The 15,949-nt window shown below is 61.8% G+C and carries 10 protein-coding genes and 1 pseudogene; 10 read left to right on the top strand and 1 reads right to left on the bottom strand.

The genetic code is table 11. The features are described 5' to 3' along the window. The first annotated feature begins 106 nt into the window (after positions 1 to 106). The 10 genes and pseudogenes from tssE (at position 107) to AC07VG_RS17615 (ending at position 15,398) form a co-directional block, all read left to right on the top strand. Positions 107 to 631: a type VI secretion system baseplate subunit TssE gene (gene tssE, locus AC07VG_RS17660; protein ID WP_495021613.1), complete on the top strand. Its 525-nt coding sequence runs from the start codon at positions 107 to 109 to the stop codon at positions 629 to 631. Further along, complete coding sequence (gene tssF / locus AC07VG_RS17655; RefSeq protein WP_495000154.1) at positions 628 to 2,487, top strand: type VI secretion system baseplate subunit TssF; 1,860 nt, start codon at positions 628 to 630, stop codon at positions 2,485 to 2,487. Before tssE ends, tssF begins: the two co-directional genes overlap by 4 nt. Continuing rightward, positions 2,451 to 3,503, top strand: coding sequence for a type VI secretion system baseplate subunit TssG (gene tssG, locus AC07VG_RS17650; protein ID WP_495000155.1), 1,053 nt, complete (start codon positions 2,451 to 2,453; stop codon positions 3,501 to 3,503). Before tssF ends, tssG begins: the two co-directional genes overlap by 37 nt. Further along, positions 3,496 to 6,171, top strand: a complete 2,676-nt coding sequence (tssH, locus tag AC07VG_RS17645) for a type VI secretion system ATPase TssH (protein WP_495021612.1) — start codon at positions 3,496 to 3,498, stop codon at positions 6,169 to 6,171. The genes tssG and tssH overlap by 8 nt, the downstream gene beginning before the upstream one ends. Positions 6,172 to 6,309: 138 nt before the next feature. Then, positions 6,310 to 8,241, top strand: coding sequence for a type VI secretion system Vgr family protein (locus AC07VG_RS17640; RefSeq protein ID WP_495000157.1), 1,932 nt, complete (start codon positions 6,310 to 6,312; stop codon positions 8,239 to 8,241). A 15-nt stretch (positions 8,242 to 8,256) separates the two neighbouring features. Next, a complete protein-coding gene (locus AC07VG_RS17635) occupies positions 8,257 to 8,691 on the top strand; it encodes a DcrB-related protein (protein ID WP_495000158.1) in 435 nt (144 codons plus the stop codon). A gap of 12 nt (positions 8,692 to 8,703) precedes the next feature. Next, on the top strand, positions 8,704 to 13,089 hold the full coding sequence (locus AC07VG_RS17630; protein ID WP_495021611.1) for an RHS repeat-associated core domain-containing protein: 4,386 nt from the start codon (positions 8,704 to 8,706) through the stop codon (positions 13,087 to 13,089). Further along, a complete protein-coding gene (locus AC07VG_RS17625; protein ID WP_495000160.1) occupies positions 13,090 to 14,238 on the top strand; it encodes an ankyrin repeat domain-containing protein in 1,149 nt (382 codons plus the stop codon). Positions 14,239 to 14,666: 428 nt separating this feature from the next. Then, positions 14,667 to 14,852 (top strand): annotated as a pseudogene (locus tag AC07VG_RS17620) (hypothetical protein); the annotation flags it as partial. A 141-nt stretch (positions 14,853 to 14,993) separates the two neighbouring features. Continuing rightward, entirely contained in the window at positions 14,994 to 15,398 is a 405-nt protein-coding gene (locus tag AC07VG_RS17615) for a PIN domain-containing protein (RefSeq protein ID WP_495000161.1), read from the top strand. Here the strand turns inward: AC07VG_RS17615 and AC07VG_RS17610 are convergent. Continuing rightward, a complete protein-coding gene (locus tag AC07VG_RS17610) occupies positions 15,364 to 15,798 on the bottom strand; it encodes a helix-turn-helix domain-containing protein (RefSeq protein ID WP_495000162.1) in 435 nt (144 codons plus the stop codon). The genes AC07VG_RS17615 and AC07VG_RS17610 overlap by 35 nt on opposite strands. Positions 15,799 to 15,949: the final 151 nt, after the last annotated feature.

Here is a 15,949-nt window from a genome sequence, read left to right as displayed (position 1 = left end):
TTACCCCGAATTCGATTCATTGCCGGTGTCCAAGCATGGCCAAGCCTTCGTTTCCCGTTCAGTGGCGCTGCCGCCCCGCAGTGTCCAGCCCCTGTGACGTCGCGCGATGAGCAACGTGCCGGGCGACCTCACCCTGCGCGAACGCCTGCAGCCGTCGCTGCTCGACCGCCTGACCGACGACGAGCCGGGCACTCTCCAGGAAGGCAGCGACAAGCGCGTGCTGTCCCTGAGTCAACTCAAGGCCTCAGTGCTGCGTGACCTGACCTGGCTGCTCAACAGCACCAGCCTGCTCGACGCCGACGCCACCCTGCACACCCCGGCCGGCACTTCGGTGATCAACTACGGCCTGCCGGCGCTGGCGGGCAACAGTGCGTCGAGCATCGATGTGGTCGCCCTCGAAGGCCTGATCCACACCGCCATCACCACCTTCGAACCGCGCATCCTCAGCCATACGCTGCGGGTCCGGGCCCAGGTCGCCCACGGCGAGATGAACCACAACGCCCTGAGCTTCGAGATCGAAGGCGATCTCTGGGCATTGCCGGCCTCATTGCCGCTGCTGCTGCGCACCGACCTCGATCTGGAATCCGGCCATGTGCGCGTGGTCCCCGCCGAGCAACGGAGACGCTCATGAACCCGCGCCTGCTCGACCTGTACAACCAGGAGCTGCAACACGTGCGCGAAAGCGCCGCCGAGTTCGCCAAGGAATATCCGAAGATCGCCGGGCGCCTGACGCTGTCCGGGCTCGACTGCGCCGACCCTTATGTCGAGCGCCTGCTGGAAGGCTTCGCCTACCTCACCGCGCGGGTCCAGCTCAAGCTCAATGCCGAGTACCCGACCTTCACCCACAACCTGCTGGAAATCGCCTACCCGCATTACCTGGCGCCAACGCCATCGATGACCGTGGTGCAACTGCAGACCGATCCGGACGAAGGCTCCCTGGCTGGCGGTTTCACCCTGCCCCGCGACAGCGTATTGCGCGCCACCCTGGGCAAGGACACCCAGACCTCCTGCGAATACCGCAGCGCCCATGCGGTGACGCTGTGGCCATTGCAGGTCAGCCAGGCCGAGTACTTCGGCAACCCGTCGGCGGTGCTTGGGCGCCTGGCCGCCAGCGAGCCGAAAGCCAAGGCCGGCCTGCGCCTGACCTTGCGTACCGGCGCCGAGTTGCCGTTCAACCAGCTCGAACTGGACAGCCTGCCGCTGTACCTCAACGGTGCCGACGAGCAACCGTTTCGCCTCTACGAGCAACTGCTGGGCAATGCCTGCGCGGTGTTCGCCCGTGCCCCGGGCGGCGACTGGGTCGAACGCCTGCCCGCCGATGCCCTGCGCGCCTGTGGCTTCGACGACCGCGAAGCGGCGATGCCGGTGGTGGCCCAAGCCTTCCAGGGTTATCGATTGCTGCAGGAATACTTCGCCCTGCCCCAGCGTTACCTGTTCGTCGAATTCGCCGAACTGGGTCGCGCGGTCAAACGCTGCGCCGGCCAGGAGTTGGAACTGATCGTGCTGTTCGAGCGCTTCGACCCGAGCCTGGAAAGCAGCGTCGGTGCCGCCCAGTTCGTGCCGTTCTGCACCCCGGCGATCAACCTGTTTCCGCGTCGGGTGGACCGTATCCACCTATCCGAACGGGTCAATGAACACCATGTGATCGCCGACCGCACCCGGCCCATGGACTTCGAGATCCACTCGCTGACCGCCGTCACCGGCCACGGCACCGGGCCCGACCAGCCGTTCCTGCCGTTCTATGCCGTGCGCGATCCGTCCCGCTACGGTCGTGACCAGGCCTACTACAGCCTGCGCCGCGAACCGCGGGTGCTGTCCAGCGAACAACGACGCAAAGGCACCCGCTCGACCTACGTCGGCAGTGAAACCTTCATCAGCCTGGTGGACAACCGCCAGGCGCCCTACGGTCACGACCTGCGCCAACTGGGCGTCAGCGCGCTGTGCACCAACCGCGACCTGCCGCTGTTCATGAACGTCGGCAGCGGCAAGAGCGACTTCACCCTGGCCGACAGCGCCCCGGTCTCGGCGATCCGCTGCCTGGCCGGGCCCAGCCGCCCAAAGGCCAGCCATGCCCACGACAACCAGGCCTGGCGCCTGATCAGCCAACTGTCACTGAACTACCTGTCGCTGAGTGAAGCCGGCCAGGGTGCCGCCGCTCTGCGCGAACTGCTGCGCCTGTATGGCGAAAGCAACGACGCCGCCCTGCAATTGCAAATCGAGGGCCTGCGCGAGGTCAGCAGCAAGCCCTGCACCCGGCGCCTGCCGATGCCCGGGCCGATCGTCTTCGGCCGTGGCCTGGAGATCACCCTGGAATTCGATGAAAACGCGTTTCGCGGCACCGGGGTGTTTCTCCTCGGCGCGGTGTTCGAACGCTTCCTGGCACGCTATGTGTCGATCAACAGTTTTACCGAGACGGTGATCCGTACCACCGAACGCGGCGAGATCATGCGATGGAAAGCCAAGCCCGGACGCCGTCCGACCCTGTGAGCACGCTCACAGCGATGCAGGCCGAACCCTGGGAGTACGATTTCTTCCAGGCATTGCGCCGTATCGAGTGCGAATCGCCGCAGCTGCCGCGCTTCGGTCATTCCCAGCGCCTGGCCGACGACCCGTTGCGCCTCGGCCAGCAGCTTGACTGTGCCTTCGCCCCGGCCACGTTGGCCTCCATGACCCCGGCCAGTGACACCACGCCGGCCCGGCTGGAGCAGTTCTTCTTCGGCCTCGGCGGGCCCAACGGCCCGTTGCCGCTGCACCTGACCGAGTACATGCGCGAGCGCCAGCGCAACAACGCCGACAGCACCAGCAAGCGTTTCCTCGATGTGTTCCACCATCGCCTGCTAAGCCTGTTCTATCGGGCCTGGGCCGAGGCGCGGCCGACCGTCAGCCATGACCGCCCGGACGACGACTACTGGTCCGCGCGGCTCGCCGCCCTGAGTGGCCGGGGCATGCCCAGCCTGCTGAAACAGGGGCTGATCCCGGACACCGCCAAGCTGCATTTCAGCGGCCACCTCGCCGCCCAGACCCGCTACCCGGACGGCCTGCGTGCCATCCTCCAGGAGTATTTCGGGCTGCCGGTGCAGATCGAGGAATACGTCGGCCAATGGCTGCACCTGCCGGAGCGCAGCCGCGTCGGTGTCAGCGCGAATCAGTTGGGTGTCGACTTCTGCCTGGGCCGGCATGTCTGGGACCGCCAGCACAAATTCCGCATCCGCGTCGGCCCGCTCAAGCTGGCCGACTACATGGGCCTGCTGCCCGACGGTGAACCCTTCCGCCACCTGGTGGCCTGGGTCGCCGAATACCTGGGGCACGAGCTGGATTGGGACCTGAACCTGGTCCTGGAACAACCGCAAGTGCCCAAGCTGCAACTCAACGGCCAATTCCGCCTGGGTTTCAACACCTGGCTCGGCCAACCCCAAGAAGACGCCAAGGACCTGATCCTGGCCCGGCACTACGCCGATCAGGCCACCTCGGCCCACCATTCAAGGAGCCCGGAGCATGGGTGAAATCAGTCGCGCCGCGTTATTCGGCAAACTCAACAGCGTTGCCTACAAGGCCATCGAAGCCGCCACGGTGTTCTGCAAACTGCGGGGCAATCCGTATGTGGAGCTGAGCCACTGGCTGCATCAGTTGCTGCAATTGCAGGACTCCGACCTGCACCGCCTGATCCGCCAGTTCAATCTCGAGCCAGCGCGCCTGGCCCGCGACCTGACCGACGCGCTGGACCGCCTGCCGCGTGGTTCGACCTCGATCACCGACCTGTCGTCCCACGTCGAAGAAGCCGTGGAGCGCGGCTGGGTCTACGGCAGCCTGATGTTCGGCGAAAGCCAGGTGCGCACCGGCTACCTGATCCTCGGTATCCTCAAGACTCCGAGCCTGCGCCATGCCCTGCTGGCGCTGTCGGCGGAGTTCGACAAGATCAAGGTCGAGGCCTTGAGCGAGCGCTTCGACGAATACGTCGGCGACTCGCCGGAAAATCACCTCGGCGCCAGCGACGGCTTCACCTCCGCTGCCGTGCCGGGCGAAGCCAGCGGCGCCATGGCCCCCAGCGCCATGGGCAAGCAGGAAGCCCTCAAGCGTTTCACCGTGGACCTGACCGAACAGGCCCGTAGCGGCAAGCTCGACCCGATCGTCGGGCGCGATGAAGAGATCCGCCAACTGGTGGATATCCTGATGCGCCGCCGCCAGAACAACCCGATCCTTACTGGCGAGGCCGGCGTCGGCAAGACCGCCGTGGTCGAAGGTTTCGCCCTGCGCATCGTTGCCGGTGACGTGCCGCCGGCCTTGAAAGATGTCGAACTGCGCAGCCTTGATGTCGGCCTGCTGCAAGCCGGCGCAAGCATGAAGGGCGAGTTCGAACAGCGCCTGCGCCAGGTCATCGAAGACGTCCAGGCCTCGCCCAAGCCGATCATCCTGTTTATCGACGAAGCCCACACCCTGGTCGGTGCCGGTGGCGCCGCCGGTACTGGTGACGCGGCCAACCTGCTGAAACCGGCGCTGGCGCGCGGCACCTTGCGCACCGTGGCCGCGACCACCTGGGCCGAGTACAAGAAGCACATCGAGAAAGACCCGGCCCTGACCCGCCGTTTCCAGGTGGTGCAGGTCGCCGAGCCATCGGAAGACAAGGCCCTGCTGATGATGCGTGGCGTCGCCTCGACCATGGAAAAACACCACCAGGTGCAGATCCTCGACGAAGCGCTGGAGGCTTCGGTGAAGCTGTCGCACCGCTATATTCCGGCGCGCCAGTTGCCGGACAAATCCGTCAGCCTGCTGGACACCGCCTGTGCCCGGGTCGCCATCAGCCTGCATGCGGTGCCCGCTGAAGTGGATGACAGCCGTCGACGTATCGAAGCGCTGGAAATCGAGTTGCAGATCATTGCCCGCGAACATGCCATTGGCGTCGATACCGGCCCCCGCCGCAGCAACAGCGAAAACCTGTTGAACGCCGAACGCGAGCGCCTGGCCGAGCTGGAAGTGCGCTGGGCCGATGAGAAAGCCCTGGTGGACGAACTGCTCGCCACCCGCGCCGAGCTGCGCGCAAGCGCCGGCGTGGTGGACAGCGATATCGAACTGGGCCACGCGCTGCGGGAAAAACTGGTCGACCTGCAACAACGCCTCAGTGCCCTGCAAGGTGAAACCCCGTTGATCCTGCCGACCGTGGACTACCAGGCGGTGGCCTCGGTGGTCGCCGACTGGACCGGCATTCCGGTGGGCCGCATGGCCCGCAACGAACTGGAAACCGTGCTCAACCTCGATCAGCACCTGCAAAAACGCATCATCGGCCAGGACCATGCGCTGCGGATGATCGCCAAGCGTATCCAGACCTCCCGCGCCGGCCTCGACAACCCGAGCAAGCCGATCGGCGTGTTCATGCTCGCCGGAACCTCGGGCGTGGGCAAGACCGAAACCGCCCTGGCCCTGGCCGAAGCCATGTACGGCGGCGAGCAGAACGTCATCACCATCAATATGAGCGAGTTCCAGGAAGCTCATACCGTTTCGACGCTCAAAGGCGCACCGCCCGGCTATGTCGGTTATGGCGAAGGTGGCGTGCTGACTGAAGCCGTGCGGCGCAAGCCTTACAGCGTGGTGTTGCTGGACGAGGTGGAAAAGGCCCACCCGGACGTGCACGAGATCTTCTTCCAGGTCTTCGACAAGGGCGTGATGGAGGACGGCGAAGGCCGGGTGATCGACTTCAAGAACACCCTGATCCTGCTCACCACCAACGCCGGTACCGAGCTGATTTCGCACCTGTGCAAGGACGCCGGCAACGTGCCGGACCCGGAGGAGATCGCCAAGGCCTTGCGCCAGCCATTGCTGGAGATTTTCCCGCCGGCGTTGCTGGGGCGGCTGGTGACCATTCCGTACTACCCGCTGAGCGACACCATGCTCAAGGCGATCACCCGCTTGCAGTTGGGCCGGATCAAGAAACGCGTGGAAAGCACCCACAAGGTGGCCTTCGATTTCGACGACGGGGTGGTGGACCTGATCGTTTCGCGCTGCACCGAGACCGAAAGCGGCGGACGGATGATCGACACCATCCTGACCAACAGCCTGCTGCCGGACATGAGCCGCGAATTCCTCACGCGCATGCTCGAAGGCAAGGCGCTGGCGGGGGTGCGGATCAGTGAGCGGGATAACGAGCTGCATTACCAATTCAGCGACGCGGGCGCCTGAGCCGACGCCTTCGCGGGCAAGCTCCGCTCCCACAGGTCCTCGATCGTACACAAAATGTGGGAACGACACAGACACTGTGGGAGCGGAGCTTGCCCGCGAAGAGGCCCGCCCGAACACCACAATACCCAGAGATAACCAATGCTATTCACACAAGCCACCCGCCTGGCCCAGATCAACAGCCCCCTCGGGCCGGATGTCCTGCTGCTCAAGGACTTCGGTGGCGGCGAGGAGCTGGGGCGGCTGTTCGACTACGAATTGCACCTGACCTCCAACGACGGCGCCCTGGACCTCAACCAGTTGCTGGGCAAGCCCATGAGCCTGTCGTTGCAGGTCCAGGGCGGCCAGCGCTACTTCCACGGCATCGTCGCGCGCTGTAGCCAGAACGTCAGCCAGGGCCAGTTCGCCAGCTATTCGGTGACCCTGCGGCCCTGGCTCTGGCTGCTGACCCGCACCTCCGATTGTCGGATCTTCCAGCACCAGAGCATCCCGCAGATCATCAAGCAGGTGTTCCGCGACCTCGGCTTCTCCGACTTCGAAGACGCCCTCAGCCAGCCCTATCGCGAGTGGGAATACTGCGTTCAATACCGCGAAAGCAGCTTCGACTTCGTCAGCCGGCTGATGGAACAGGAAGGCATCTACTACTACTTCCGTCATGAAAAGGACCGCCACGTACTGGTCCTGGCCGACGCCTACGGTGCCCACCACAGCGCCCCGGGCTACGAATCCCTGCCCTACTACCCGCCGGACGGCCAGCATCGCGAACGCGATCACCTCAACGGTTGGCACCTGGCCCAGGAAGTCCAACCCGGCTCCCTGGAACTCAACGACTACGACTTCCAGCGCCCCAGCGCGCGGATCGACGTGCGTTCGGCGATGCCACGCCCGCACACCGCCGGCGACTATCCGCTGTACGACTACCCCGGCACCTACGTGCAGAGCCAGGACGGCGAGCACTACGCGCGCACCCGCATCGAAGCGATCCAGAGCCTGCATGAGCGCGTCGAGCTCAACGGCAACGCCCGCGGCCTGGGTTCCGGGCACCTGTTCAGCCTGACCGGCTTCGGTCGCCAGGACCAGAACCGCGAATACCTGATCGTCGGCGCGCGTTACTACATTGCCCAGGAAAACCTGGAGTCCGGCGCGACAGCGGCCGGCGCGCAGTTCGAAAGCAGCCTGAGCTGCATCGACGCGCAACAGAGCTTCCGCCCGCTGGCGAATACCGCGCGACCCACCGTCAAAGGGCCGCAGACCGCCGTGGTGGTGGGCCCGGCCGGCGAGGAAATCTGGACCGACCAATTCGGCCGGGTCAAGGTGCACTTCCACTGGGACCGCCACGACCAGTCCAACGAAAACAGCTCCTGCTGGATTCGCGTGTCGCAGGCCTGGGCCGGCAAGAACTGGGGTTCAATGCAGATCCCACGGATCGGCCAGGAAGTCATCGTCAGCTTCCTCGAAGGCGACCCCGACCGGCCGATCATCACCGGCCGGGTCTACAACGCCGAACAGACGGTGCCTTACGACCTGCCCGCGAATGCGACCCAGAGCGGCATGAAAAGCCGTTCGAGCAAGGGCGGCACACCGGCCAACTTCAACGAAATCCGCATGGAAGACAAGAAAGGCGCCGAGCAGCTGTACATTCATGCCGAGCGCAACCAGGACATCGTGGTCGAGGTCGACGAGAGTCACTCGGTGGGCCACGACCGCAACAAAAGCGTGGGCCACAACGAGACAGTAAGCATCGGCTCGATGCGCCTGCGCGCGGTCAAGGACGACGACATCCTGGTGGTCGGCCGCAAAAAGACCGACAGCATCAGCCAGAGCTACGTCATCGAGGTCGGCGAAAACCTGCGCCTGGTCTGCGGTGAAAGCGTGCTGGAGCTGAATGCCAGCGGCCAGATCAACCTCAGCGGCGTGCAGATCAGCTTTCATGCCTCGGGCGATGCCGAGTTCAACACCGGCGGCACCCTGCATCTGAACAACGGTGGCGGCCCCGGCGCGTCGCCCGAAGGCCAAGGCGTCAAAGGCAGCATCGACGCCAGCGTCGAGGCGATGTTCCCCAAGCCCAAATAATGAGATCCGCGAGCCATGACTTACCGCCTCAATGAATTCCAGTTCGCCTTGCCCGAGAGCGAGCTGCTGGACGCCTCGATCAATATCCTCAAGTTCCCGCAGCTGGGGACTTCGCTGATCGTCAGCCGCAGCCAGCTGGCCGACGGCGAAACCCTGCAAAGCAACTTCGACGCCCAGCTCAAGCGCCTGGAACAGCAGGTCCAGGAACTGCGCTACCAGCCGGGCCAGGCCGTGCGCCTGGGCGCGGATCAGTCAGTGGAAGGCATCGAGTTGCGCAGCCAGTTCAGCAAGGGTGCGGAGAAGGTCTTCCAGTACCAGCTCGCGCTGGTGTTGCCGGGCACCCGCAAGATGCTCGCCCTGAGCTACGTCAAGGCCGACAAGCTGGGGGATGCCGAAGCCGCGCATTGGGCGACGATCAAGCAATCGCTGCAGTTCGACCGGGTGGTGTGACGGGCGCCATGCATGTCTGACGCACTGTGGGCCGCCCGGCTGGGCGATGGACTGTCCCATACCTCGATGATGGCCGATATCCTCGGCGGCGTACTGGAGGTGGCGGCCAATGTGGCAATCACCGCACTGGCCACCGCTGCCGTGGTCGCCGCCACCGGGATCACCATCGCGACTGGCGGGCTGGGAGCCTGTGTGCTGGGCGCGGTGGTCGGGGTCATCGTCGGCGTGGCGATGAGCAAGACCGGCGCCGACAAGGGCCTGAGCAAGATGTGCGAGGACATCGGCAACAGCCTTTTCCCGCCCACGGTGCAGGCCAATATCCTCAGCGGCTCCAGCAACACCCTGATCAACTCGATCCCCGCCGCCCGCGCTGCCGGGGCTGTGCCGTCGCATGTTGCCCTGGCGGGCACGCCCGAGAGCGAAGAAGCCGCTCCCGCCGAGGCTGCGGAGCCGGGTTTCCTCGATATGGCCAAGGGCTTTTTCTCGCAGATGTGGCGGCCCACGGTGGCAACTCCGGCACCCGGTGCGGTGCCCAAACCGCTGGATCTGGTCACCTGCATGAAGCATCCGCCGATGCCGCCGCAGTTTCTCGCCGAGGGTTCGGAGAAGGTCAGCATCAACGGCCAGCCCGCCGTGCGCAGCGGGGACCGCAGCACCTGCGATGCCAGTGTGGTTTCAGCCGGACTGATCTCGCCCAACGTGACCATTGGCGGCGGTTCGGTGGTAGTACGCGAGATCCGCAGCGGCAAGACGCCCGGCGTCGGCCTGGCGATCACCGCGCTGCTGATGCTCAAGGGCAGCAAGGGCAAGTTCCTCAGCAACCTGCCATGCATGCTGTTGGCCGGGGTCAACTCCTTCGTCACCAGCCAGGCCATCGGTGCGCTGACCAACGCCATCGCCGGCTCGCCGAATCCGGTGCATGCCGCCACCGGCGCCAAGGTACTCGGTGGCGCGGACGAGCTGGACTTTGTCCTGCCCGGTATCCTGCCCATCGACTGGCAGCGTTTCTACAACAGCCGCGATGAGCGTCGCGACAGCTTGCTCGGCACGGGCTGGAGCCTGCCTTATGAAATCGGTGTGCGTATCGAAGCGCATCCCGAAGGCGGTGAACGGCTGCTCTACACCGACGAACAGGCCCGGCGTATCGACATGGGTTCCATCCCCTTGGGCGGCGCGGTGTTCAGTCCGGGAGAAGGCCTGGCCGTGCGGCGCAACGGCAACGGGCAACTGTTGATCGAGAGCGATGACGGTTTGTATCGCTTGTTCGAACCGACCCTGGCCGATCCTTCGAGCCTGCGCCTGAGCCAGTTGGGCGACCGTAACGACAACCGCCTCTATCTCGACTACGACGAGTCTGGTCGGCTGATCCGGCTGCGTGACACCTTCGATCTGGTGCAGCTGGACCTGATCTACAGCGCCCAGTGGCCCCGGCGGGTCAGCCAGATCGAACGGCTGTACCCCGATCAACAGCGCGAGGTGCTGGTCAGCTATGACTACGACAGCATCGGCGACCTGGCCGAAGTGCGCGACAGCCTGGGCCAGGTGCAACGGCGCTTCGCCTACGATAACGGGCGGCGGATGGTCGAGCACCAGTTGCCCACGGGGTTGCGCTGTTTCTATCAGTGGGCGCTGGTCGAGAACCTTGAATGGCGGGTGGTCCGGCACTGGACCGATGACGGTGACAAATATGTCTTCGACTATGACCTGAAGGCCGGCATCACCCGTGTCACAGATGGGTTGAAGCGGGTGAGTAGCCGTCGTTGGAACCCCCAGCAGCAGATCACCGAATACACCGACAACCTCGGCCACACCTGGCACTTCGAGTGGAACGACGAACGCCAGTTGCTCGGCGCCACCGATCCCCAGGGCGGGCAGCATCAATTCAGCTACGACGAAGCGGGCAACCTCAGCGTCAGCGTCGATCCACTGGGGCGCAGCGAGTCGACCTTGTGGCTGGAGCATTGGTCGTTGCCGCTGGTGGAGACCGACGCGGCGGGCAACAGCTGGCAATACCGCTACGACCCACGCGGCAACTGCACCCACGAAACCGATCCGCTGGGGCGGGTTACCCAATACCGCTTCGACGCCCAGGGCCAGGTGGTGGAGATCATCGACGCCACGGGTAAAAGCAAAACCTTGCAGTGGAACGACCTCGGGCAGTTGATTCGCCATGTGGATTGCTCGGGATCGCCGACCACCTTCAGCTACGACCGGCGCGGTCACCTGCAGGCCGTCACCGATGCCCTCGGCGAGCGCGTGACCTACCAGCACGATGCCCAGGGTCGCCTGTTGCAGAGCCAGTTGCCGGACGGTCGCGTCGAACAGTACCTGCGCGATGGCAGCGGCCAACTGACGGGATATGTCGATCCGGCCGGGCACAGCACCGGCTATCAGTACGACCGTCGCGGCCAGGTGCGCCAGCGCGTCGATGCCCATGGCCGGCAGGTGCAGTTCAGCTATGACGCCTATGGGCGTTTGCAGGCGCTGACCAATGAAAACGGCGAGAGCTATCGCTTTGCCTGGGACGCCGGCGACCGCCTTACCGAACAACGCGATCTCGACGGCAGTGCCCGGTGTTATGCCTATGACGTGCTGGATAACGCCACCCGTGTGGAATACGTTGCGGCACCATTTGGCAGTGGCCTGGCGCTGGTTCCATCAGCGCCGGTAGCGCCCATCGTTCATCGGTTGGAACGCGATGCGGTGGGTCGGCTGATCGCCAAGGTCACCGACGATGGCCGCACCGAGTATGCCTACAATCCGCTGGACCAACTCACCGCCATCACCTTTACCGACCACGACGGCCAGGCACAAAATCTCGGCTTCGCCTACGACGCCCTGGGCCAGTTGCTGGAGGAACAGAGCGCGGCGGGCAGCCTGCGGCATCACTACGATGAACTGGGCAATCTGCTCCAGACGCAGTTGCCGGATGGCCGTTGGCTCAATCGGCTGTACTACGGCAGCGGGCATCTGCACCAGATCAACCTGGACGGTCGGGTGATCAGCGATTTCGAGCGCGACCGTCTGCACCGCGAGGTATTGCGGACCCAGGGCCAGCTCAGCACCCGTAGTGAATACGACCGTGTTGGACGTTTGCGCTCGCGCTTGCGCCGCCCGTCCAACCAGCCATCAGCACTGCCGGCCCCAGCGCAGAAGCATTTCGACTACGACCCCAGCGACAACCTGATCGGCCGCCTCGACCGCCAGCCCCGTGGTGACCAACGCCAGTTGCTGCACTACGACGCGACGGGTCGGATCATCGCCAGCCAGGACAGCGTGCAGGGCCAAAGCGAAACCTTCGCCTACGATGCCGCTGCAAACCTGTTGGACGGCCCATCAGCCAGTGCTGGGCTGGTGGTGCACAACAAACTGCTGACCTATCAGGGCAAGCGTTATCGCTACGATGGGTTTGGGCGGATGATCGAGAAGCGTAGCGGCAGTCATCGGGTGCAGCGTTTTGCCTATGACGCCGAACACCGGTTGATCGAGGTACGCAATCAGGACGGTGCACGGGAAACCGTTGTGCGCATGACCTACGATCCGCTGGGGCGGCGTATCGGCAAGACCGAGCACGACAACAACGGCTATCCGCTGGGCGAAACGCACTTTACCTGGGATGGCCTGCGCTTGTTGCAGGAACACCGCAATAGCCAGACCAGCCTGTATCTGTATGCCGATAACGGCTATGAACCGTTGGCGAGGGTCGATGGTAGCGGGGAGTTGCAGAAGGTTCGTTACTACCACAACGACCTCAATGGCCTACCCGAGCAATTGACCGAAGCCGATGGCGCCACGGTGTGGCAGGCGCGGTATCAGGTCTGGGGCAACACCCTTGAAGAGATACGTGAGCCGTACTACATCGAGGAACAGAACCTGCGATTCCAGGGTCAGTACCTGGACCGGGAGACGGGGCTGCACTACAACACGTTCCGGTTTTATGATCCGGATGTGGGGCGGTTTACCACGCCGGATCCGATTGGGTTGATGGGTGGGTTCAATCTTTACCAGTACGCACCGAATCCGTCGGGATGGGTGGATCCGTGGGGATGGGAAGTCTGTCGCCTGAGTTCGGCACAAAAGAAAGCAATGGGCCCTGCACCAAAAGGAATGGTCAAACCCCATTACCATCACATCGTCCGAGAGAAAGCCCCCCGCACCTGGAAAGCACAAAACCAGCAGTACATCACCGGCGCGCAAAAAATATTGGCAAAACACAAAATCGGGCTGAACGATGACCCGAGAAACTTCACATGGGCACAGAATGGTGGGGGCAACCACTCTGTTGCGAGTGCGAAAAAAGTTTTCGAGATTCTTCAGAAGGCTGACAGCGGCGGAACCCCAAGCATTGAGAGCGCACTGAAAAGAATGGGCATGCAAATGACGGGAGGGACATTCTAAATGGATGACTCGGAAAAGATTTATGAAAACAATATAGCGGTCATCTCCAAGCTGCATGCCGCCATAGAGGCAGGCAAAACATCTGCGGTCAAAGCGACACTGGAAAAGCATCCAGACCTGCTTGGTCTCCCCTTGTATGGGCTACCGGGACACGAAACCCTGCTGCATTTGGCGGCAGAAAGCGGCCACATAGACATCTGTGAGTTATTGGTCACCATGGGTATCGCCCTGGATACCCCTGCCACCAGCTCAGGCGATACCACACCGCTATCCGGTGCGGCGCGCAACGGCCATTTGGAAGCATGCAAATGGTTGCTCGATGCGGGAGCGAGAATCGACGGTTGGCCGACAAGTGTCACAACACCTCTCATAGAGGCTGTTGTTTCCGGGCATCAGGCAGTGGTCGAATTTCTGGTCAAGCGGGGCGCCGATATCAACCGGCTCCACAGCAGGCTCAACACCACGCCTCTGGACATCGCCAATAGCTGGGATTTTCCAGGTATTGCATCGATCCTGAAAGATAACGGCGCCGTGAGCGTGATGGACGTTATCCGCGAGCCTGGGAGCGAATATGGTGGCGCCATTGTCAGTTTTGTTCACAACACCGCCGGCTGGGTTCTGCCCGCTCAAGTAAGCCCCGTAACGACTATAAAAAACGTTGATCTGCGTATCAGCTGCATCGACAGCAAGAATAAATTCAAGCTGTTGTTTACTGTCGGACTGTTCAACCAGTCTCCCAGGACAGAGCTTTTTTTCTGTTTGCCCGGGGATTGGCCGTTGACCCGCTCTGGCCTCAACACCGACAGCACGTGGGCATTTCCTACTCAAATGTTGTCTCGACTGGCAAACGAAACGCTTGAAAACGGCTCATTGAAAGAAGGGCAGCTCATTCGGCGAACTGACCCCGCCTATTCGGACCTAGGGTGGCCAGCAGATATTGATGCATTGGTCACTGTTGATAAAGTTTGGAACAAAGACTCCTCGAACGAACCAATACCCGATGAGGACAAAGTCATGCTGTACGTGCTGGCGCCGTTGAAATTCACCAAAAAAGGGGCACCTGATGAAGCTGCGCTCGCCGCATTGGCAGGCAGCAGGCGCGCAGCAAGCTGGGCTAAGCTAGCCATTCCAGCCGCCATTACTGAATGATATTTTTAGTAACTATAAGATCAGTATGCGACCGAGACCCTGAAAGATATTGCGTTTTTATGCAATCTAGCCATTGATCTCCGTCGCGTACTTATTTCTGAAAACTCACAAATTTACCAATCCGACACCATGCTCTCCCACCCGTTGCTAGCAGATGAAGCATCCCACCAAAAAACCTCATATTTCCCACGCACTTCTGCGCATGAGGGATATCGCCCGCACCGCCAGTAATAAGCTACAGTTTTCCTGTCGCTGAAAACTCAGCGATACGGGGTTCGCAGCCCGGTTGTGAATAGGCACACAGCGTCGCAAAAGCGGCTGCTTAAGGAGCCTAACAATGACAAATAACATTACCCCCAATCTGCCTCTCACTCGCAAAGCACCTAGCGCAGCCGGCAAAGCGGTATACCTGCGTAAAATCTCTGACGTCCCTGACCTACGTCTCGCGACTGCTCGAAACGGCTGAACTCAATGGCGACGAAATCAGCCTGCATACCAACCCCGTCGAACGGGCGCTGTTCTGGGGCATGCTGCATTCGGTGGAAGTCGCTCGGGCGGTGGTGGATGCGTTGCTGGAAGGCTCGCCCCCGTCTCATCCTGCATCGCCCTTGTAGCGCCTGGACATGAGGAGACTCGGGTAATCAGAGCCTGATCCGTATCCCCTGAAAATTCCGGTAACGATCAAGCTGCTTTTTTTCAGACCGTTACCGGGATCACTGCTCCGAGTAGCTTTTACTGGTTAGTAATGCATCATTTTGGCTGAATGCATTGGAGCTGATGAAAGGCTTGGCGACTATAGCCCGGAGAATTTTGAAATCCTTATGTTGTTTATTGATGACCATGAAATCGTTGTCACTACAAGCGTGCCAACCGAAGCCAGCAACCTGCTGTGGTACACATCTGAACCTCATAAGCATAATATTCGCCACTTGCTGGCAGCTTTCATAGCATCAGCGACTGAGCATCGACCTGAGTCGATCACGACATCCAAATCGGCCCATTTCCTCAAGCTCGGCCTGACTGACGCAGGGATACTCGAACTCCCCGCAGACTCTGGGCTGATACTGACGGTCGATCTGGACCTGCATATCGCCGCATTAGAGCGGGGACTGCGGTCAGAAAACTTTACTCACCATCGGATTTTTCTTTCCCGTTCATAAGCATAAAAAATCCAGCAGGAACGCTGAAAAACTCGGAAAACCCTTTCATCTGTGCAACGGTCATATTTCTTTTGTCATTCAAAATTTCAGACACTACAGTTTGACTCGCAATAGTAGAGAGTTCCATTTGCTTGATCCCTCGTTCCTCCATCAAAAAGGCCAACGCTTGCGATTGCGAAGAACCAGGAATCAAAACCGTCTCAGCTTCATACTCATACACACGATCAACCACTAACTCGGCAAAACGTGCAGCCGCATGATCCTCACTGCCTGCATGTGAGTAAAGTTCATCAATTAATGCCATTCGATCTTTAAGATCACTGTCATCTTTGATCTTTTCATGGCATGCAGACAACAACCGGGCCGAGGTCACTACTTGATCGTTCTGCTTTTCAAACATGGGGGGAAATATCCTTTATGAGCATCAGATACTTTTCAAAATCCAAGCCATCATCCTAAGTGATCTACACCCCATGCGGCCCCATCGGAAAAACAATGAAACGCTCTGGTGCAGAGTGCTACCACCAGACCAGTCGTCGCTCACCCGCCCC

Source organism: Pseudomonas sp. GW821-FHT03C07, assembly GCF_059420925.1.
This window is presented reverse-complemented; position numbering and strand designations above follow the sequence as displayed.